The sequence below is a fragment of the Pseudomonas sp. MF6747 genome, from assembly GCF_963890955.1.
Lineage (GTDB): Bacteria > Pseudomonadota > Gammaproteobacteria > Pseudomonadales > Pseudomonadaceae > Aquipseudomonas.
This window is the reverse complement of record NZ_CAWPSZ010000008.1, coordinates 155,191-175,732: the sequence shown is the minus strand read 5'-3', so window position 1 is coordinate 175,732 and position 20,542 is coordinate 155,191. Positions and strand designations below refer to the sequence as shown.

Genomic DNA, 20,542 nt, shown 5'->3' with positions numbered 1-20,542 from the left:
AAGGCGCTCCGAAGAGCGCCTTAAATCGAATTATTGCAGGCTTACTTGACGCTGTTCTGGCTTGCTGGCCGTACCGATCTGGATGCGTTTTGGCTTGGCTTCTTCGGGAATCACTCGAAGCAGCTCGATTGCCAGCAGACCATGGGTGAGCGATGCACCTTGCACTTCGATATGGTCAGCCAGCCGGAAGGACAAGCGGAAGGCCCGTTGCGCGATGCCTTGGTGAAGGTAAGTCACCTTCTCGTCGCTTTCACGTTTTCCACCGGAAACGTTCAGTACGCCGTTTTCAACCTGAATGTCTATGTCCTCCTCAGTAAGACCCGCCACTGCAATCACGATGCGGTATTGATCATCACCGTGTTTCTCGACGTTATGAGGTGGATAGGTATTACCAGCCTCGCTACGCAGCGCCGATTCAAACAGGTCGTTGAAGCGATCAAAACCCACAGACTGACGAAACAGAGGGGCCAAAGAAAGAGTAGTAGCCATAGTAAAATCTCCTGAGTTTTCTCCAAGTGATTTAAGACGCGACCCGTTTGCGGCATCGCGTAAAACCGAAAATAGGTACGCCCAAAACATTTTCAAGGGCATCCCGAAAAAAATTTTTCCAACTCAAATTCTCGGGTTAAGCCCTGTGCACACCGCTCCAGGCAGGCGCAGGTCTGAACCGATTTCCTCTCGACAGAACGCGCCTGCAGCGAGCGAATTCGTCACCGGCTCAGGGACAGTAGCTTGCTACTCAGACAGGTCGCGGTGCCGCAAAAGCCAGCAAAGCAGGCCCAGTACCAACGTCGCGAAACCTAGCGCCGCGATGGTCGAAGCCGGAGTGACGGCCGAATCCAGGATGACAAATTTTCGGCTCAGGGCCAGCAATGCAATCATCAGCACCGTTCTCACCTGCACGACGCTGTTTCGCCTGAGGGCGGGCCGTACTATCGAATGCTTGAACTCCAAGGCGATCAGTACCGTGAAAATGGAGCCGAATAGTGCTTGGAATGCGTTGTGATCCAGCGGATCAATGGCTCCCCCTATCAGAAGGGGTACTACATTCCTGCAAAGCTGCAACACGGCGATAATGATCACCAGCGCTATGATCAGGCTCAGCGCCAGCACCACCAGTTGCTCGAAGCGTTCATAGGCGCTCATCAAAGCCCACTGGATTTTAAAGTTTTTGAATGTCGAATTATTCTCACGATTTTCTGGATGAAGCTTAGACACGACCTCTCTCCTCTTGTCTTGGAGGACTTATGCAAGACGCTCGAAGTCAGTTTGTGAAAAGATAGCGATTGCCTTGAGTTTCAGGCCTGTTGATCTGCACTTGATATGCCTCTTGGCGCAATCAGCCGAATCCAATTTACCTGCTGGGTAGACAAACACCGGCGGGTTAAGATGCCCACCGTTGCACGGTTTGACCAAGTAGGGGCATACAAACTTAATATCAAGGACGCCTCTTGAAAAAGTCAGAGCTTCCCGTCAAAACCTGCGCTACCTGTGGGCTTCCTTTCACATGGCGAAAGAAATGGGCCCGTTGCTGGGACGAAGTTCGCTATTGCTCGGAGCGCTGCAGACGCAGCAAATCACCAAAAACTGAATAAAAAAAAGGGCTCTTTAAGCCCTTTTTGTGTTCACGCGGAGTTTACTTGGTCAGCCAAGACTCAACTGTGTCAGCGCCGTGCTTGCTCTTCCACTCTTTCAAGCCTTTGTGATTACCACCTTTGGTTTCAATGGTTTCTCCAGTGTGCGGGTTTTTATAAACCTTCACCTGACGAGCTTTGCGAGTGCCCGTTTTTGGCGCCGGTGCAGTAGCGCGGCCCTTGGATTGTGGATCAAGCAGGTTGATCACGTCTTTGAGGCTATAGCCATACTTTGCGAGCAAATCGCGAAGTTTGGTTTCGAATTCAATTTCTTTCTTGAGGCCGGCGTCGCCTTTCAGCGCTTCGAGCGCCTGGAGTTGCTCAGCAAGGTGTTTTTCGAGTTGACGAAATTCTGCGAGTTTAGACATTGGAAACCTCTTCTAGATGTGCTGTTACGTTACACCAAAAAAGACACCTGCATGAACGGGTAAACCTGTCGACACACGTCCGGGGTCATGAACTCAATCCCATAGAAAGAGTGAGTTCAGTTACTGAGAGAATAGACTCCCGTGCCTAAAGCGTACTTACCGACAGTAAACAGTCCAAAGCTGATCGACACGGGTCGTGAAGCTTTGGCTCATCATTTCTCTTCGCATGCCCCAATCTGGGTCGATAGGCACGCCGGCCAAGCGCATCGTCCCCCTGCCCCACCGGCCGTTGTAGAGCGCACAGAAGTCTTTGGCAACGGCGTCAGCGCGCGACATATCAAGCGGCGCCGCACAAATGAAGCCCAGGTATGACGCCCCCACGCCCATCAACTCATAGCCATGCACTTCAGAGAAATGGCGCGCAACTGCACAGTTTTTCGCAGGGTCCAGATCGCAAGTGAAATAGCCATTCGGAAAAGCCGCGAGTGCCTGGCAAGACTGCTCAACGGGTACCAGCAGCGCTGATAGGGGTTGCTCTAGAAGAGCAACCGGATTGTTCTGGTAACCGATCCACGCCTGCAGGGCCTGCTCATCCCGCGTCAAACCATGAGCGCACGCATCTTCGAAAGACGTGCCCGCAACCAGGCGTGTGAAATTGCGCAGGCAGATTGCGAACTCCGCTTTCGTCGTCGGATAGCCTATGTATAGACCCTGCTCGAAGCACTCAGGAGGCAGGCCAGCGATGTCCTGCTCCGTTGCATCGTCCATCCCCAGGTTATTGCGCACATGGCCCGAGGTGTAGCGGGCTTGGTGCAGATCATCGAGCGAGAACAGAGGTTTAAAGCCTGGGTGTAGCTCAGCAATCCAGCGACGCGCTTCGGTCAGGTCCTCAACGCTGGTCAGCCCACTCACACCGTACTCATCGCACGTACCTACAGACGGGTTCTCACGCATGCCATTACCGCGAAATTCGATATCCATAGTCCTTGGCCTGCTCCAGGGTGTTACTCGATTGAGTAAACAACCCTAAGCCTTTCAGGATTGTCAGAGGAAGATCCATTTCCACGCCACGACAGGATCTGGTTTGACTCACGATTAATCGTTATCGATGCGAAGTTGACGTTCGCAGATGCATGATTTCGGCGTAAGGGTTAATTACCCTGATACTGCGCCCTGGCGCTCGTGTACTGCTCGTGCCACCGGATGACAAGTTCAGCATGTTGCTCATGGGTGAAGTGACTGCTTTCGCAATTTTCGCAGCCGTCAGCGGCCAATTAACGGACATCGCCAAGCCTATTCAGCCATGGGTGCTCATCTAACGTCTGAGGCCCATCATGACTGGCCGACACTTCTGGGCTTCAAACTGACTACTGGTGAGTGTCCGCCTCTTCAGCCGGATAAAACTCGCCCTCCTTCCCCATCTTTTTCAACCGTTCGCGCACAATTGACTCAACGCTGGCCACTGCAGCCTGATCGTCAGGATTGACCAACTGCACGCACAGGCGTCGGACATTCTGGTCGTGCGTGCCCTCGCTCATCATTTCGTGAGAGAAGACTTGTTCGCCACGCCATAGGCACAGCTGGGTATGCGTCTCGCCCAGCCATATCTCGTTGATTGATCCAAGATCGGCGGTCGCCAGTTGATCCACGGTGATTGTGTTGTCCATTGCGCTGTACCTTACCGATGAGTAGATACAGATAGACTTGCAGGCGCAGTGGGTCGTTCCCGGCATCAGCAGTTCAACCGCACCCAGGGTGGCAGACCACGCGCCAAACGAAAAAAGACGCCGAAGCGTCTATTGCGTAAATCCCAGGCAAAAAAAAGCCACTCTATTGAGTGGCTTTTTCTTTGTATTTGGAGCGGGAAACGAGACTCGAACTCGCGACCCCGACCTTGGCAAGGTCGTGCTCTACCAACTGAGCTATTCCCGCGTCTTGGTGGTGTGCATTCTATAGAATCCAGAACGCCCGTCAACCCCTTGATTCAAAAAAGTTTTATTTCTTTTCAACGGTGGTGCGCAGATGTGGCCAGGCGGCACGCAAATACTGAAGCATGGACCACAACGTCAGGCCCGCGGCGATCAGCAGCAAGGCGTAGCCCGTGAGCACCCAGAAGGAGAAGTCCGATGGATTGGCCAGCAGGATCACCAACGCGAGCATTTGCGCAGCGGTTTTCCATTTGCCCATGTTGGAGACCGCCACGTGGGCGCGCGCGCCGATTTCGGCCATCCATTCGCGCAGGGCCGAGACGACGATTTCGCGGCCGATGATCACCGCGGCCGGCAGCGTCAGCCACAGGTTGCCGTGCTCCTGCACCAACAGGACCAGGGCGACAGCCACCATCAGCTTGTCGGCCACCGGATCAAGGAACGCGCCAAAGGGCGTGCTCTGTTCCAGGCGACGTGCTAGGTAGCCGTCAAGCCAGTCGGTTGCGGCTGCAAAGGCAAACACTGAACTGGAGGCGGCATAGCTCCATTCGTACGGCAAATAGAACAACAAAATGAAAATCGGAATGAGCAGGACGCGTAGAACGGTAATCAGATTAGGGATATTCATCGGCACAACTGGCTACGAGGTGAGAAGGCATTCTATTCGCTGTGCAGGTTTGCATAAATCAACTCAGCGAGCTTTTTACTGATACCGGGTGCTTTGGCTATTTCGTCAATGCTGGCACGGGACAGCTCCTGCAAGCCACCAAAATGTTTTAGCAGGTCGCGGCGGCGTGTCGGGCCAACGCCCGCCACCCCTTCCAGGGTTGAGGTTCGACGGGTTTTGCCGCGACGGGCACGGTGGCCAGTAATGGCAAAACGGTGGGCCTCGTCACGGATCTGTTGAATCAGGTGCAGCGCGGGTGAGTCGCCCTTCAAGGTGAACTCATGGGCGGCATCATTCAAGTACAACGTCTCGAAACCGGCCTTGCGCGTGGCGCCCTTGGCCACGCCGAGCAGGATCAGGTCGGGCACGGCCAGTTCGTTGAGCACGTCACGGGCCATGGACAGTTGGCCCTTGCCGCCGTCCACCAGGAGGATATCCGGCAGTTTGCCCTCTCCGTCCTTCAACTTGCTGAAGCGTCGCGTCAGGGCCTGGTGCATCGCGGCGTAGTCATCGCCGGCGGTAACGCCTTCGATGTTGTAGCGCCGGTAATCGGATTTGATCGGCCCTTCCGGCCCGAACACCACACAGGACGCCACAGTGGCTTCGCCGCTGGAGTGGCTGATGTCGTAGCACTCCAGCCGTTGCGGCGGCTCGTCCAGGTTAAGGACTTCAGCCAAGGCGTCAAAGCGTGCGGCCACATGCTGTCGATTGGCCAGACGCGCACTCAGGGCCTGCTCGGCGTTTGTGACCGCCAGTTGCTGCCAACGGGCGCGGGTACCGCGCACGCGATGGCTGATGTCCAGCTCACGGCCGCGCAACTCATGGATGGCCTCGATCAGTGTGGGGAAGTCTTCATGCACCACGTTGACGATCAACTCCGAGGGCAGATCGCGCTCGGGGCTGCTGACGTAGTACTGACCGAGGAAGGCGGCCATGACTTCAGCCACTTCCTCGTCGATCCCGGTTTGCGGGAAGAAGTTCTTGCTGCCCAGCACTCGCCCGCCACGCACGCTGATCAAATGCACACAGGCGCCGCCCGGGTTGACGAAGGCGGCGATGACATCGACGTCGCCGTTGCCGCCCTCCATGCTTTGCTGGTCCTGGACACGGCGCAACAGAGAGATCTGGTCACGCAACTCGGCGGCCCGCTCGAAATCCAGCGTGCTGGCAGCTTGCTCCATGGCGCCGGAGAGCTCATCGGTGAGCGCATTGCTGCGCCCTTCAAGGAACATCACCGAATGGCGCACATCCTCGGCGTACTCCGCCGGATCAACCAGGCCGACACAAGGCGCCTTGCAGCGCTTGATCTGGTACTGCAGGCAAGGCCGCGTGCGGTTCTTGTAGAAACTGTCTTCGCACTGGCGCACAAAAAAGGTCTTTTGCAGCAGGCTCAGGCTTTCGCGGATTGCACCCGCGCTGGGGTACGGCCCGAAATACTTGCCCTTCTGCTTCTTCGCGCCGCGGTGAATGCTCAGCCGCGGGAAATTGCCGTCGGATAAAAACACGTAGGGGTAGGATTTATCGTCACGCAGCAGAATGTTGTAGGGCGGCCGCCATTCCTTGATCAGCGTCTGCTCAAGCAACAGCGCTTCGGTTTCATTGGCGGTGATGGTGGTTTCAACCTGGGCGATACGCGCCACCAAGGCAGCGGTTTTCGTCGCCAGGCCGGTCTTGCGAAAGTAGCTCGCCAGACGGTTTTTCAGGTTCTTGGCTTTGCCCACGTAAAGCAGGCGTGCCTCGCTGTCGAACATGCGGTACACGCCGGGGCGGCCACTGCAGGTTGAGAGAAAGGCACTTGGATCAAACGGTGTGGTCATGTCAGGCGCTGGCGTCCACCATGCCGTGGCGCACCGCGAGCAGGGTCAATTCAACATCACTGCTGATGGCGAGCTTCTCGAAAATGCGATAGCGGTAGGTGTTAACGGTTTTGGGCGACAGGCAAAGCTTGTCGGAAATCGTCTGCACTTTCTGGCAGCCGACGATCATCAAGGCAATCTGGATTTCCCGCTCCGACAGCGCATCAAACGGCGAGTCGCTGGTGGGCTGGAAAGATTTGATAGCCAACTGTTGGGCAATCTGCGGGCTGATATAACGCTGGCCGGCAAATACCAGGCGAATGGCTTGCACCATCTCCGCCAGGCCCGCACCTTTGGTCAGGTAACCGGCCGCGCCTGCCTGCAGCAGACGTGTAGGAAAAGGGTCTTCCTCACACACGGTCACCACCACGACTTTAATGTCCGGATGGCTGCGCAACAATTTGGTAGTGGCACCAAGACCGCCGATCCCAGGCATCTTGACGTCCATCAAAACCACATCGGGTTTCAACTCCCGGGCCTTGATCAGGGACTCCTCCCCTGACTCGGCCTGACCGACTACTTGCAGGCCATCGATGTCAGCCAGCATTCGTGTAATGCCTGTACGAACGAGATCATGGTCATCGACTACTAGCACCCTAATCAAGCAGACACCTCGCGATATGGTCTTATAGGTTGCTGAACACCTTAGCAAAAAACCAGGGCGCAGACCTAGCTGCAAGCGTCATATATATAGAGTTTGCGCACGCCATCGGTGCCCGACTTGCGCCAGACAGCCGATTTTACTGAGCAAAAGGTCAGCTTTGCGTGAGAGCGGACTTGTGTTTTCCGTTCTGCGACACGGAGTGTTCCGCCAGTGTGGAGGTCAGTCGGCGGATAGCGTCCTGATCTTCCTTGAGCATCACCCGGTAGTTTTCCAGGATTTTTTCTTCCAGCTGACTGAGGTTTTTCAGCTGGATAGGCGTCGGGCTTCCCGTCAGCACATATAAAACATCTACACCACGCTGAGCCACGCGTGACAGGTAGTCCGCCTTGGGTGCGCGGCCACCGCTCTCGTATTTGCCCTGGGCATTTGCTTCAACGCCGCCGATTTCACCAAAAACTTTCTGTGACAGGCCAAGACGTTCTCTTTCCTGTCTTAAACGCGAACCGATTCCACTCATTTGGATGTATGATCCTGTCTGGCACACCCCAAGAGGTGACACACTCATCTCGTTTTAAACAAACTTGAACGGTTTTGAACTATGCCCGGTATTCGCACTGCTGCACAAGCCAAGGCCTGGCTGGAACATCAAGGAAAGTCAGTTCAAGCGTTTGCCCGTGAGCACGGCGTTGATCCGGCCACGACCTATCAAGTGCTCGCTGGGCGTAAAAAAGGACGGCGTGGGGAAGCCCACAAGGTGGCGGTCCTGTTGGGCATGAAAGAAGGGATTATCGTGGATGAGCCCGTGGCCCTGAACCGCGACCCGGAAATCGTTTCCTGACCGCAGTATGCGCCTATTGGCAAGACGTGCCTGTTTTAGTCCGATGGACCTGCCTGACACTCGCGCTCCATGCGCCAGAAGCAACCCTCTTCCCCTACGATGCTCAACCCCAGGCGCTGATACAACCTGCGCGCCGGATTGGTTTTGAACACCGTCAAGCGTAAAAGACCCAGTCCCTGTTCACGCGCCTTGAGCGCCATCTGCTCGAGTACCCAGCTGCCTGCGCCCTGCTTGCGGTAGTTTTCGGACAAGTGCAATTCGCGAATGTACAGAGCATTGTTGTCACGGCTCAGGCTGATAAACCCCAGCACTGCGTCGTCCTTGCAGATCATCCAGTTCTCGCGGCTTCCCCAGCCCACATCAAAGCCATAGTCAGACCACACAAGACCGTATTGCAGGTAGTAGCCGCCCATGGCTTGGCAGGTCAGCCTGCGTGCGAATGGCAAGTCATCGCCAGTCGCGGCGCGCAGGTGAAACGTCATTTACAGGGCAACCACGTGGCCAGACCAGTGGCCGCCATCGCGGCGGGCAAGCACCAACGCGTCGCCAGTGCCCGGTGCAGCGGCCAGCACGCTGCCGTCCGCGGCCCAGATGGCGCTGCGCCCTGCGCAGGCCCAGCCGCCTGAAGGTCCGCCATGGTTGGCCATCAACACCAGCATGCGATGCTCGGCGGCATACCCCTGGAGCAGCGCGCTGTCTGCGGCGTAGCCACCCTCGCTGATCAACACGCCGGCGGCGTACACATTGGCGCCGGCCTGCGCGGCCTCACGTGGGTGGCTTGCGTGGGAAAAGTCTGCGCAAACCGCCAGCGCAATACGGTCATCCGCCCATTCGAGGGCGGCACCGCCCTGCCCTGCGACGAACGCCACGTCTTCACCCGGATGCAAATGCTGCTTGGTGTAGACCGCCAGCGACCCGTGCGCCGCCAACACCAGCGCGCCGATCAACACGCCCGCCCCGGGCGCCAAACGGATCGGCATCCCCACCACCGCCGTCAATTGCAGCGCCTGCGCCTTCTCACGCAATGGCGCAAGCCGTGCATCCTCTGGCGCCATCGCCAGTTCAGCGGCCAGCGCCGGCTCGTAGCCGGTCAACGACAGCTCTGGAAACACCAGTAACTGCACACCGTGCTCCGCCGCCACCTGCATAAACGCCAAGTGCCGCTGGATATTGGCCGGCACATCGCCTGCGATCGAAGTGGTCTGAGCAGCAGCAAGGGTCAAGGCAGTCATGGTCGCGTCCAAGCCATCAATATCTAAGTGTCAGCAGCATATCGACACTCACCCCATAGCCGTAAGTACCTCAGGCGATAGAAATTACTGATTGAATCCACCCGCGTGCCTCTAGTAAGCTCCCCCCATCATTTGGAGACACACCATGTTGCAACTCACCCACACTCAGGTTTGCCCTGCTGCCAGCGCCCCGCGCTCGGTATCGGCTACCCGCGTGAACGGTTCGAGCGCACTGGTCAGCTTTTATTTTGGGTATTGGTTTAGCCACTGGCGCGCCTGATACCTGAAATCGGCGCCCACTACTCAAGGGGTCGCCTACCAGAGAAATCTAACCCCCGGTCGGCTCCCCGACCGGGGGTTTTGTTTTTTCAGCCCCTACTTATTTTGCTTCACACCGAACACTAAAAGGACTCACGACATGAACTACGCCACCTATTACCGCTACGACACCTGCACTGCATGGCGATTTAGCAAGCTCCGTTCGGGACAGCCTGCCGCCTCCGATCGGTCACCTATTGGTGGCAAGCCAACACACGTAGCCAATACGGCCAATTGTCGAACACCCCAGTAGGGCAGAGCGCGCGGGAATCGCCCGCCGCTTGCCCAGGAAGCCTTGAATATGAACTCTGCCACCGCCGCCTTGCCCGTTGCCAACCTGTCCAGCGCCAATGAAGCCCTGACCCAGCGCCTGCCCAGCTCGCTTGAACTCAAGCACCAGTTGCCCCTGAGCCCCTTCCTCAACGAACAGATCCACGCCCATCGCCAAGCCGTGCGCGCCATCCTCAACGGTGAAGATGCCCGTTTGCTGGTGATTGTCGGCCCGTGCTCGATCCACGACCCCGAATCGGCCATGGAATACGCGCGCAATCTGAAGAAACTGGCGCTTGAAGTCAGCGACCAGATGCTGCTGGTGATCCGCGCCTACGTGGAAAAGCCGCGCACCACCATCGGCTGGAAAGGCCTGGCCTACGACCCGCACCTGGACGGCAGCGATGACATGGCCGCAGGCCTGACCCTGTCGCGCGAACTGATGCGTGAAATGCTGCGCCTGGGCCTGCCGGTCGCCACCGAGCTGCTGCAACCCATGGCCGCCGGCTACTTCGATGACCTGCTCAGCTGGGTCGCCATTGGCGCGCGCACCACCGAATCGCAGATCCACCGCGAAATGGCCAGCGGCCTGGGCATGCCGGTCGGCTTCAAGAACGGCACCGACGGCGGCGTCGCGATTGCCTGTGACGCGATGCGCTCGGCGTCACACCCGCACCGCCACTTCGGCGTCGACAGCCAGGGCCATCCGGCAATCATCCAGACCCCAGGCAACCCCGACACGCACCTGGTGCTGCGCGGCGGTCACCGTGGGCCAAACTACGATGCGCAAAGTGTGGCGCAGGTAAAACACGACTTGGCCAAGTCCAAGGTCGCGGCGCGGATCATGGTCGATTGCAGCCACGCCAACAGCGGCAAAGACCCGCTGCGTCAGCCGGCCGTGTTCAACGACGTGCTGGAACAACGCCTGCAAGGCGACACCTCGCTGATCGGCATGATGCTCGAAAGCCATCTGTTCGAAGGTTGCCAGCCGTTGAGCGCGTCGATGAAATACGGCGTGTCGGTGACCGATGGTTGCCTGGGCTGGGACGGCACCGAACAGTTGTTGCGCACAGCGGCAGAGCGGTTGCGGGAGCAACACAAAGCCAACTGACAGAAGCGGCTCATAAATGTGGGAGCTGGCTTGCCTGCGATAGCGGTGTATCAGGCTACAGATCTTTAGCTGATGTACCGTAATCGCCGGCAAGCCAGCTCCCACACTTGAACAGCGCTGGACTCAGGAAAGTGGGTATAGCGCCTCATCGAATTGTTCCAGTTTCGGGAATATCAAAGGCTGCTCTTGCGCCAGACCTTGCAGCCGCCGCGCGTACCCCAGCAGAAACTCCCGCCGCGCCTCGTCGCTGATATACGGCACATGCCACGCCACAAACGGCGCCAGCACTTCATACCCCACATACGCCAGCGTGCCGCGCAGAATCGGCTTCAACATCTCCTCCAGCGGCCCGTGAATAGCGCCTTCGCCAAACATATGCTCACGCCCGCCCAGGGTCACCGTGACCAGCGCCCGCTTGCCCGCCAGCCCGCCCTGATCGTAAAAACGCTTGCCGCCGTAACACACGCCCGACACCAGCACCCGATCGATCCAGCCCTTGAGCATCGCCGGCGCCGAGAACCAGAAGATCGGGAAGTTGAGAATCAGCAGGTCAGCCCACAGCAGCTTGTCCAACTCGCCCTGGATATCCGCCGCGATCGACTGCTTCTTCACCCCCAGCCGTTGCTCCAGGGCGTACACCAAATAGTCAGGATTCTCCCGTGTCGAAAAATCCGCCGCCGACGCTACGGGGTTCCACTGCATGGCGTACAAGTCACTGACCTGCACCGCATGCCCCTGCTCTTGCAGCGTGCTGACCGCCTGGTCGCGCAAGGCGGCGGTAAAGGACTGCGGTTCAGGATGGGCGTGAACAATCAAAACCTTCATGTGAATTCCTCAAACGGTGGGCGCCGCCCGTTGGGCCAGCAAATGATCGAGCCAGTCCGGGTCCATTTCCGGTTCCGATGAAAACAACAGGCCGGTGTAGTCCTGGTAAGGCGGGGTAAAAATCGCGCTGCGGCTGCCCTGGTCAACCACCCTGCCCCGCTGCATCACCACCACCTCATCGGCAATCGCGCGCACCGTGGCGACGTCGTGGGTGATAAACAGGTAAGCCACACCCAGTTGCTGCTGGAGGCGGTTGAGCAACTTCAGCACGCCTTCGGCCACCAGTTGATCGAGGGCTGAGGTGACTTCGTCGCAGATGATCAATTGCGGGTCGGCCGCCAGTGCACGGGCGATGCAGATGCGCTGCTTCTGCCCCCCGGACAGCTCGCGCGGTTGGCGCTCCATAAACACCGCCGGGTCCAGCTCGATCATCTCCAGCAGCTCGGCCACCCGCGCGCGCATCGCCTTGCCCTTGAGGCCCAGGTAAAACGTCAGTGGCCGGCCGATGATGTCGACGATGCGCTGGCGCGGGTTCAGCGCCGTGTCGGGGATCTGGTAGATCATCTGGATACGCCGCAACTGCTCCTTGCTGCGCCGCCGGAAATCCACCGGCAGCGCCTCGCCGTCGTACAACACCTGCCCCGCCGTGGCGGGCAGCAGGCCGGTAATCAGCCGCGCGGCAGAGCTTTTGCCACTGCCGGATTCGCCGATCACCGCCAGGGTCTGGCCGCGATGCAGCTGCAGCGACACCTCATGCAGCACCGGTTGATGCCCGTAGCTGGCACACACCTGGCGCACCTCCAGCAGCGGCACGTCCTGGGCCGGGCGCGCCTTGGGCTCGGTGCGAAAGCTGCGCACCGCCCACAGCGATTGGGTGTACGCCTGCTGCGGCTGGCTGAGCATGCTGCGAGTGTCGGCTTCCTCGACCAGTTTGCCGTGGCGCAGCACCATGATGCGATCGGCCATCTGCGCCACCACCGCCAAATCGTGACTGATATACAGCGCGGCGCTGCCGAAGGTTTTCACCGCGTCGCGAATGGCTGCCAGCACTTCGATCTGGGTGGTGACGTCGAGGGCGGTGGTGGGTTCGTCGAAGATGATCAAGTCCGGGTGGCAGGCCATCGCCATCGCCGTCATCACCCGCTGCAACTGCCCACCTGACACTTGATGCGGATAGCGTTGGCCAATGGTTTCGGGGTTGGGCAAGCGCAGCACGCGGTACAACTCCACCGCTTCGCGCTCGGCCTGGGCGCGGCTGATACCGCCGTTGATCACCGCGGTTTCCACGTGCTGATCGATCAGGCGGTGCGCCGGGTTGAAGGACGCCGCCGCGCTTTGCGCCACATACGCGATGCGCAAACCACGCAGCTTGCGCAAGGCCTCAGGCTTGGCATGCAGCAACGCGATGCCGTCAAAACACACCGAGCCGCCGACAATGCGGCAACCGTCGCGCGCATACCCCATCGCCGCCAGGCCAAGGGTGGATTTACCCGCGCCCGACTCGCCGATCAGCCCCAGCACTTCGCCGCGTTGCAAGGTCAGGTCGATGCCCTGGATCAGCGGGTGCCAGGCGTCTTCGTAATGCCCTTCAACCTGCAGGTTGCGGATTTCCAGCAATGGCCTGTCCATCCTCAACACTCCTTCAGGCCGCTGGATGTATGCAGCATCCAGTCGACGACAAAATTCACGCTGACCGTAATCAAGGCCACCGCCAGCGCCGGCAGCAACGGGCTGATGTCGCCGAAGGTGATCAACACCGCGTTATCGCGCACCATACTGCCCCAGTCGGCGGTGGGCGGTTGAATGCCCAGGCCCAGGAACGACAACGCGCTGATAAACAGGAACACAAAGCAAAAGCGCAGGCCGAATTCGGCAATCAACGGCGCGGCAGCGTTGGGCAGCACTTCGCGGCTGACCAGCCACCACAAGCCTTCGCCACGCAGGCGTGCGGCTTCGACAAAATCCTGCACCACCACGGTCATCGCCACCGCGCGAGACAAGCGGAACACCCGCGTCGAATCCAGCAGCGCAATCACCACCACCAGCGACGTCGCGTTGGTGCCCACCACGCTGAGGATCAGCAAGGCAAAAATCAGCTGCGGGATTGCCATCAGAATATCCACCACCCGCGACAGCCCCTGGTCAATCCAGCCGCCCTTGATGGCGGCGACCAAGCCGCTCAAACCGCCCAGCAGGAACGCCAGCGTGGTAGTCAGGAAGGCGATGCCCAGGGTATTGCGCGCGCCGTAGACGAGGCGGCTGAACATATCGCGCCCGAGGTTATCGGTGCCCAGCAAAAACTGACCGCTCCAGGGCGCGAACCCCTCGCCCACCACCTGGGTTTCGCCATACGGCGCCAGCAGCGGCGCAAACAGCGCCACCGCGATGTACAACACAATGATCAGCAGGCCGAACTTGGCGCTCAACGGCGCCCTGGCCACGTGGCTCAACAGGCTCATGGTCTACCCCTTTGGGTGCATCAGGCGTGGGTTGCTGGCGATGGACAGCACATCCGCCGAGGTATTGAGCAGGATGTAGGTGGCGGCAAAGATCAGGCTGCACGCCTGCACCACCGGGATGTCGCGCTTGGACACCGAGTCCACCAGCAATTGCCCCAGCCCCGGATAGACAAACACCACTTCGACCACCACCACGCCCACCACCAGGTACGCCAGGTTGAGCGCCACCACGTTGACGATGGGTGCCAGTGCATTGGGCAACGCGTGGCGCCAGATAATCCGCGACGGGCGAATGCCCTTGAGCCGGGCCATTTCGATGTAGGGGCTGGCCAGCAGGTTGATCAAAGAGGCACGGGTCATGCGCATCATCTGCGCGATCACCACCAGGCTCAGTGTTGCAACCGGCAACACCGAGCGCTCAAGGATCGTGGAGAACGACGCATCCGGTGCCAGGTTGGACAGGCTGGGAAACCAGCCGAGCTTCACCGAAAACACCAGGATCAGCAGGTAGGCGACAAAGAACTCCGGGAACGACACGGCGCTCAAGGCCGTGGTGTTGAGCAGGCGATCAAACCAGCTGTTGCGGTACAGCGCCGCCAACATGCCCAGCACCAGCGCGGTGGGCACCGAGACCAACGCCGCCAGGGCGGCCAGGCTCAGCGTATTGCCCAGACGCGCACCGATCAGCTCGGCGATAGGCCGCTGGTTGGCCAGTGAAGCGCCCAGATCGCCGTGCAGCAGGCGCAACAGCCATTGCGCAAAGCGCGTGAACGGCGGCAAATCCAGGCCCAACTGCGCGCGAAACGCCGCCACGGTTTCCGGCGTAGCCGACTGGCCGAGCATGGCCTGGGCAATGTCGCCCGGCAGCATGCCCACGGCGAGAAAGATGATCACCGAGACCGCGAACAACGACAGCAGGCCGAGGGCGAGACGTTGGAGGATGAGCTTCAACAAACTATTCATGGGTGCATTGCTCCTGAAACACCACAAACCCTATGTGGGAGCGGGCTTGCTCGCGAAAGCGGTGTGCCAGCCACTACATGTGTCAACTGACAGAGCGCTTTCGCGAGCAAGCCCGCTCCCACAATTTGATCTTCATTGTTAGTAGGGCTCTAGGCTTGCCACCAGCGCTCAATCAACCGCAACCCATCCAGCTCACCATAAGGCGCGGTCAGCGGCCCATGGCTGACGCGGTTCGAACGCGCCGCCACAGAGCTGGCGAACAGCGGCACAATCGCACCGCCATCGTCCCGGCACAGGGCCTGCATTTCGTTGTACATCTCCTGGCGCAGTGGCGCGTTCATCTCGCCACGCGCGGCCGTGAGCAGTTGGTTGAAGCGCGCGTTGTCCCAGTGGGTTTCGTTCCACGCCGCGCCTTTGGCGTAGCCGATGCTGAACATGCGGTCGGCGGTCAGGCTGCTGTACCAGAACGAGGTAGTGAACGGCTGCTTCATCCACACATTGGAGAAGTAGCCGTCGGCCGGCTCGCGCACCACGTCAATGTCGATACCGGCCTGGCGCGCCTGTTCCTTGAACAGCACCGAGGCGTCCACCGCGCCGGTGTAAGCCGCGTCGGAAGCTTGCAGGCGCACCTTGAGCGACTCCACCCCGGCCTTGCGCAAGTAGAAGCGCGACTTGTCCGGGTCGTAGGCGCGCTGCTCCAGCGCGGCGTTGATAAAGCGGCTGCCCGGCTGGATCGGGTGGTCGTTGCCCACCAGGCCATAACCATGCAGCACCGACGCCAGCAGGGTTTCGCGGTTGATCGCGTGCTTCATGGCCATGCGAATGTCGTTGTTCTTGAACTCGTTGCTGTCGCACAGCATCGGGAAGGTGTAGTGCTGGGCGCCTTTGGTTTCTTCAATCACCAAGCCTGGGTTGCGCTTGAGCAATGCCACGGTTTTCAGGTCGACTTTGTTGATCACATCGACTTGCCCGGTGACCAGCGCATTGACCCGCGCGGCGCCGTCGGCGATGGCGAGCAACTCGGCACTGGCGAAGTGCGCGCGGCCGGGTTTCCAGTAATCGGGGTTGCGCTCCAGGTCCATGCGCACGCCCGGTTCGAAGCTTTTCAGGCGATAGCCACTGGTGCCCACACCGGCTTGCCAATCGGCGGCGCCGTCCTTGGCGGGCATGATCACCAAATGGTAATCGGCCACCACATAGGCAAAATCCGCGTTGCCCGAATGCAGCTCGAACACCACCGCGTCGTTGCCGTTGGCGCTGACGCTGGCGACATCACCGAGCACCGTCTTGGCCGCCGACGTGGAGTCCTTGCTCAAGTGATGATTGATCGACACCACCACGTCTTCGGCGGTCAGGGTTTTGCCATTGTGGAAGGTCACGCCCTGGCGCAAGTGAAAGGTCCACACGCGCGCGTCCGCGGTGGATTCAAAGCGCTCGGCCAGTTCGGGGATTGCGCTGCCGTCCACGGCGATTTCAGTCAGGGTGTTGTACACCGCCGAGAAGCCGACGAAGGTAAACGTGTCGACCCAGGAGCCGGGGTCGCGCGAATCGGTGGTGCTGCCGCCGGCCAGGCCCAGGCGCAGCACGCCGCCCGGTTTGGGCGCTGCGTCTTCGCCGAAGGCATGCAAGGGCAGGCCCATGGAAAACGCCGCCGCCACCGCGCCGGCCACGGCGCTGTGTTTGAGGAAGTCCCGTCGGTGCATCGCTTGAGTCATTTTGTTGTTGTTTTCGCTCATGGTCTTGCTCCTCTAAAGGTCAACAGGCATAGGCATGTTTCAACTCGATCAAGGTCACGCCATTGCGTTTGAAGCCGTTGCGCAAGTCCGTTTGCAATTCATCCAGATTCTTTGGCTGGTTCACGGTGCACCCGAACGCCTGGGCGAACAGCGCGAAATCCGGGTTGCGCGGCAGTACGCCGATGGGCTCGATGTCGAGGCTGAGCATGTCATCGCGAATTTGCCCGAGGGCATCGTTGTTCCACAGCAGCACCACCAGTGGGCTGTCCAGCTCTTCAACGGCGGTGGCCAATTCCTGGGCGGTGTAGAGGAAGCCGCCGTCGCCCACCAGCACCAGCCCTGGCCGCAGAGGCGCGCCGAACGTGGCGCCGATGCCCGCCGGCAAGCCATAGCCCAAGGTGCCGTAGCCGGTGGGGTGCAGCCAGCTGCGCGGGGTGCGGCTGCGGTAGGCATAGTTGCCGGTGTAGGCGAGTTGGGTCATGTCAGTGCTGATAAAAGCATTGGCGGGCAGTTCGGCCTCGACGCGGTCGAGGATGGCTTGGTGGATCGACTGCAAGGGCCCGTGTCCCAGCTCAACGGCCTGGAGCAATGTGGCGACTTTTTTGATTGCCGCTTCAGCGTCTCGCGGCGCCGTCGGCAAGCGCTCCAGCAACGCCAGCACAGTGCTGTTGGCATCGCCGTGCAGCGCCAGCGTGCACGGGTAAAAATCATTGAATTTGCGTGGGTCGATGTCCACGCGCAACAGCTCACCAGTGATGGGCAAGCGCTCACGCCAGTAATCGGTGTCGGCCATTTCCGTGCCGACCGCCAGCACCACATCGGCCTCGCTGATCAGTTGCCAGCCGGGTTCGACGCACAGGGTTGAACCGGCATTCAGCGGGTCATTGAACGGCACCAAACCCTTGCCCGCGACACTGGTAAAAAACGGCGCCGCCAGTTGCGTGCTCAAGCGCTGCAAAGCCTCCCCCGCCGCCAGCGCGCCGCCGCCGGCAATGATCATTGGCCGTTTGGCCGAAGCGAGCTTGGCCACCGCCTGATCCAGCACCTCGGCCATTGGCACGCCACGCCCTGAACCGCGTACTACCTCATTGCTCCAGTCCCTTTGAATCGGCGCCGCCAACACATCCAGCGGCACCGAGATATGCACCGGCCGTGGCCGCTCGCTGTCGAACACTGCGTAGGCCCGGGCGATCAGCTCGGGCAAATCCTCGGCGCACAACGCCACCGCCGAAAACGCCGTGATTGGCGCGGTGATTGCGCGCTGGTCCTGGGTTTCATGCAGGCTGCCCCACCCCTTGCCGAGGCTGGCGGTGTGGTTGACGCTGGAAATCACCAGCATCGGGATCGAGTCGGCGTAAGCCTGGCCGATTGCGGTTGCCGCATTGGTGACCCCAGGGCCGGTGATCACAAAGCACACGCCCGGCTTGCCGCTGACCCGCGCATAGCCGTCGGCCATGAAACCTGCGCCTTGTTCATGGCGCGTGAGCACATGCCGAATGCCGCTGCCGGGCAAGCCGCGATACAGCTCCAGCGTGTGCACGCCGGGAATGCCGAATACCGTGTCGACGCCATAGTTGGCGAGCAACCGCACCAGCGCTTGGCCGCCGGTGATTGTTTTAGCGTGCATGACCATCTCCTAGGCGAATCAATGCATCGACCGCCGTGGCGCCGCGGGCATTGACCAGCAATGGGTTCACATCCAGTTCCAGTAACTGCCCGGCATTCGCGCAGGCGTAGTCGGCCACTGCGCGGATGGCCGCGACCAGCGCGTCCATATCCGCCACCTCACGGCCACGAAAGCCTTGCAGCAACACCGCGCTGCGCAGGCTGAGCAACGCGTTGCGAATCGCGCCGTCGGTGGTCGGCAACAACAGGCTGCGGCTGTCCTTGAGCAACTCCACGAGGATGCCGCCAGCGCCAATCACCAAGGCCAGGCCGAAGTCGTTTTCACGCTTGATGCCCACGATCAGCTCCGCCAACGGCTGGGTTGCCATCGACTCCAGCAGTAATTGATCGAAGGCGACACCCGGTGCGTACGCGGCGATTTGCCCGCGCATGCGCTCGAGTGCGGTGGCCAGCGCCACGTCGTCTTCGAGGTTGAGTGCCACGGCACCCGCTTCGGTTTTATGCGGCAAATCAGCGCTGACGGCCTTGAGCACCAACGGGTAGCCCAACAGCTTGGCGTCCACGATCACCCGCCCCGGCGTGCTCAATACAGCAGCCGGCGTATTCAGGCCGAAGGCGCGCAAGGCTTGTTTGGACGCCCACTCATCCAGCGCCAAACCCTGGCTCTCAAGGGGTTGCGGGCACAGCGGCGCAAGGATCGATTCGCCTCGTTCGAGCAACACGCGACGATTATTTTGGTAGTCGCCGATGCGGCCCCACGCGGCGAACGCGTCCTCCACGCCTTGCAGCGCGGCGATGCCTTGGGCATGCAGACGCTCGCGTGCATGGGCCGGCAGCAATTCGGGAAAGGCCGAGGTGACGAAGCCGGTCTTGCCATGCCGCGCGAGTGCGTCGCAGAACAGCGCCAACAGCACGTCACATTCCTTGCGCTCGCCGGTGAATTCAGCCGGGTAATCCAGCACCAGCATGGCTGCATCCGCATCGGTACGCAGGGCCGTGTCGAGCATGCTGCCGAGTGCGTCGCGGTCGCCCCAGATGGCGGTGGTGAAATCCAGCGGGTTGACCAGGTTGGCGTAGCTGGGCAACACCTGCGCCAGCTCGCCGCGCTGGCCTTCGTCCAGTTCTGGCAGGGCCAGGTGGTTGCGCTCGGCATAGTCGGCAATCAGCCCTGCATCGCCGCCGGAACAAGCCAGCGCGATGAGGCGATTGCCCGCCGGCAGATGGCCGCACGCGGCGGCTTTCAGGGTTTCGACAAAACTCACCGGGCCGCTGACGCGAATCACGCCCAGCCGTGCAAACAGGCTGTCGTACAGCGCGTCCGAACCGGATAGCGAGCTGGTATGACTCAACGCCAGCTCGGCGCCAATCTGCGACACGCCGGTTTTCAGCGCGATGATCGGGATGCCTTTTTCCAGGGCCTTGTGCGCCGCGCGAGCAAACCCCGGCACATTCTTCAAGCCTTCCAGGTGCAGGCCGATGGCGGTGACGCGCGGCTCATCGAGCAACACGTCCATCAGTTCGGCCACCCCCAGTTGCGCCTGGTTACCCACCGACGCCATGTAGGCCACCGGCAGCGAGCGGTCGCTCATCGACAGGTTGTAGGCGAAGTTGCCGCTCTGGGTCAGCACCGCCACGCCCTTGTGCACCGCTTTGCCGCCATGGGCCACCGGCCACAGGGCCGAGCTGTGCAGGTAATCGAGCAGGCCGTAGCAGTTGGGACCGAGCAATGCCATGTCGCCCGCGGCCTTCAGCAACTGCTGTTGCAGGGCTAGGCCGGTGGCCCCGGTTTCGGCAAAACCCGAGGCGTAGCAAATCGCGCCGCCGGTGCCGATGGCGGCCAGTTCCGCCACGCAGGTCAGCGTCAGTTCACGGTTGGTGGCGATAAACACCGCATCCGGGCCGCAGGGTAAATCGGCGATGCGGCGCACACACGGGATACCGTCGAGGCTGTCGTGCTGCGGGTTGACCAGCCACATGGGCCCGGTAAAACCGCCGTCGGCGCAGCGCTTGAGCGCGCGCGCCATGCTGCGCCCACCGACGAAGGCCAGGTGCCGGGGCGCCAGCAGGCGCTTGAGGTTGTCGCGAATAGCCTGGGACATAAGCGTTC

At 60.4% G+C, this 20,542-nt stretch carries 21 protein-coding genes and 1 tRNA gene; 3 read left to right on the top strand and 19 right to left on the bottom strand.

Annotated features, from left to right (window positions below):
- Positions 1-30: 30 nt before the first annotated feature.
- Together AACW30_RS10280 and AACW30_RS10275 are read right to left on the bottom strand one after the other, a co-directional pair.
- The gene (locus AACW30_RS10280) at positions 31-489 is read right to left on the bottom strand and encodes an Hsp20 family protein (protein WP_106579994.1); all 459 of its coding nucleotides are present in this window, start codon (positions 487-489) and stop codon (positions 31-33) included.
- Positions 490-735: 246 nt separating this feature from the next.
- On the bottom strand, positions 736-1,146 hold the full coding sequence (locus AACW30_RS10275; RefSeq protein WP_200624952.1) for a phosphate-starvation-inducible PsiE family protein: 411 nt from the start codon (positions 1,144-1,146) through the stop codon (positions 736-738).
- Positions 1,147-1,451: 305 nt separating this feature from the next.
- Between AACW30_RS10275 and AACW30_RS10270 the strand changes: the two genes are divergently transcribed.
- Complete coding sequence (locus AACW30_RS10270) at positions 1,452-1,595, top strand: DUF2256 domain-containing protein (protein ID WP_106579993.1); 144 nt, start codon at positions 1,452-1,454, stop codon at positions 1,593-1,595.
- Between the two features lie 41 nt (positions 1,596-1,636).
- On the opposite strand, the gene AACW30_RS10265 is transcribed toward AACW30_RS10270, so the two are convergent.
- The 8 genes from AACW30_RS10265 to AACW30_RS10230 all read right to left on the bottom strand — a co-directional run bounded on the left by AACW30_RS10265 (position 1,637) and on the right by AACW30_RS10230 (position 7,574).
- Positions 1,637-2,002 carry a histone-like nucleoid-structuring protein, MvaT/MvaU family gene (locus AACW30_RS10265; protein WP_106579992.1) on the bottom strand — a complete coding sequence of 122 codons (366 nt, stop codon included), beginning with the start codon at positions 2,000-2,002 and terminating at the stop codon, positions 1,637-1,639.
- Between the two features lie 156 nt (positions 2,003-2,158).
- Positions 2,159-2,983: a DUF4113 domain-containing protein gene (locus AACW30_RS10260; RefSeq protein WP_234452669.1), complete on the bottom strand. Its 825-nt coding sequence runs from the start codon at positions 2,981-2,983 to the stop codon at positions 2,159-2,161.
- A gap of 386 nt (positions 2,984-3,369) precedes the next feature.
- Positions 3,370-3,669: a hypothetical protein gene (locus AACW30_RS10255; protein ID WP_106579989.1), complete on the bottom strand. Its 300-nt coding sequence runs from the start codon at positions 3,667-3,669 to the stop codon at positions 3,370-3,372.
- A 189-nt stretch (positions 3,670-3,858) separates the two neighbouring features.
- Positions 3,859-3,934: transfer RNA gene (locus AACW30_RS10250), tRNA-Gly, on the bottom strand.
- Between the two features lie 63 nt (positions 3,935-3,997).
- Positions 3,998-4,558 carry a CDP-diacylglycerol--glycerol-3-phosphate 3-phosphatidyltransferase gene (pgsA, locus tag AACW30_RS10245; RefSeq protein ID WP_003232771.1) on the bottom strand — a complete coding sequence of 187 codons (561 nt, stop codon included), beginning with the start codon at positions 4,556-4,558 and terminating at the stop codon, positions 3,998-4,000.
- 32 nt (positions 4,559-4,590) lie between these two features.
- The gene (gene uvrC / locus AACW30_RS10240) at positions 4,591-6,414 is read right to left on the bottom strand and encodes an excinuclease ABC subunit UvrC (protein WP_119735477.1); all 1,824 of its coding nucleotides are present in this window, start codon (positions 6,412-6,414) and stop codon (positions 4,591-4,593) included.
- Between the two features lies 1 nt (position 6,415).
- Entirely contained in the window at positions 6,416-7,057 is a 642-nt protein-coding gene (gene gacA / locus AACW30_RS10235; RefSeq protein ID WP_003190387.1) for a response regulator transcription factor GacA, read from the bottom strand.
- 151 nt (positions 7,058-7,208) lie between these two features.
- Positions 7,209-7,574, bottom strand: coding sequence for a helix-turn-helix domain-containing protein (locus AACW30_RS10230; protein ID WP_200624936.1), 366 nt, complete (start codon positions 7,572-7,574; stop codon positions 7,209-7,211).
- Between the two features lie 81 nt (positions 7,575-7,655).
- Between AACW30_RS10230 and AACW30_RS10225 the strand changes: the two genes are divergently transcribed.
- Positions 7,656-7,895, top strand: a complete 240-nt coding sequence (locus AACW30_RS10225) for a DNA-binding protein (RefSeq protein ID WP_106579986.1) — start codon at positions 7,656-7,658, stop codon at positions 7,893-7,895.
- Between the two features lie 35 nt (positions 7,896-7,930).
- On the opposite strand, the gene AACW30_RS10220 is transcribed toward AACW30_RS10225, so the two are convergent.
- Both AACW30_RS10220 and AACW30_RS10215 read right to left on the bottom strand, forming a co-directional pair.
- Entirely contained in the window at positions 7,931-8,377 is a 447-nt protein-coding gene (locus AACW30_RS10220; protein WP_200624935.1) for a GNAT family N-acetyltransferase, read from the bottom strand.
- A complete protein-coding gene (locus AACW30_RS10215; protein WP_200624934.1) occupies positions 8,378-9,127 on the bottom strand; it encodes a carbon-nitrogen hydrolase family protein in 750 nt (249 codons plus the stop codon).
- A 619-nt stretch (positions 9,128-9,746) separates the two neighbouring features.
- Between AACW30_RS10215 and AACW30_RS10210 the strand changes: the two genes are divergently transcribed.
- A complete protein-coding gene (locus tag AACW30_RS10210) occupies positions 9,747-10,826 on the top strand; it encodes a 3-deoxy-7-phosphoheptulonate synthase (protein ID WP_200624933.1) in 1,080 nt (359 codons plus the stop codon).
- A gap of 123 nt (positions 10,827-10,949) precedes the next feature.
- Here the strand turns inward: AACW30_RS10210 and AACW30_RS10205 are convergent, their stop codons facing one another.
- The 7 genes from AACW30_RS10205 to AACW30_RS10175 form a co-directional block, all read right to left on the bottom strand.
- The gene (locus AACW30_RS10205; protein WP_119735481.1) at positions 10,950-11,651 is read right to left on the bottom strand and encodes an NAD(P)H-dependent oxidoreductase; all 702 of its coding nucleotides are present in this window, start codon (positions 11,649-11,651) and stop codon (positions 10,950-10,952) included.
- 9 nt (positions 11,652-11,660) lie between these two features.
- Positions 11,661-13,280 carry an ABC transporter ATP-binding protein gene (locus AACW30_RS10200; RefSeq protein ID WP_200624932.1) on the bottom strand — a complete coding sequence of 540 codons (1,620 nt, stop codon included), beginning with the start codon at positions 13,278-13,280 and terminating at the stop codon, positions 11,661-11,663.
- A 2-nt stretch (positions 13,281-13,282) separates the two neighbouring features.
- On the bottom strand, positions 13,283-14,110 hold the full coding sequence (locus AACW30_RS10195) for an ABC transporter permease (protein ID WP_106579980.1): 828 nt from the start codon (positions 14,108-14,110) through the stop codon (positions 13,283-13,285).
- A gap of 3 nt (positions 14,111-14,113) precedes the next feature.
- Positions 14,114-15,073 (bottom strand): ABC transporter permease, encoded by a 960-nt coding sequence (locus tag AACW30_RS10190; RefSeq protein ID WP_200624931.1) that lies wholly within the window; start codon positions 15,071-15,073, stop codon positions 14,114-14,116.
- Between the two features lie 149 nt (positions 15,074-15,222).
- Positions 15,223-16,809, bottom strand: a complete 1,587-nt coding sequence (locus AACW30_RS10185; protein WP_200624930.1) for an ABC transporter substrate-binding protein — start codon at positions 16,807-16,809, stop codon at positions 15,223-15,225.
- A 19-nt stretch (positions 16,810-16,828) separates the two neighbouring features.
- Positions 16,829-18,436 (bottom strand): 5-guanidino-2-oxopentanoate decarboxylase, encoded by a 1,608-nt coding sequence (locus tag AACW30_RS10180; RefSeq protein ID WP_200624929.1) that lies wholly within the window; start codon positions 18,434-18,436, stop codon positions 16,829-16,831.
- Entirely contained in the window at positions 18,426-20,534 is a 2,109-nt protein-coding gene (locus AACW30_RS10175; protein WP_200624928.1) for an acetate--CoA ligase family protein, read from the bottom strand. Before AACW30_RS10175 ends, AACW30_RS10180 begins: the two co-directional genes overlap by 11 nt.
- Between the last annotated feature and the right edge of the window lie 8 nt (positions 20,535-20,542).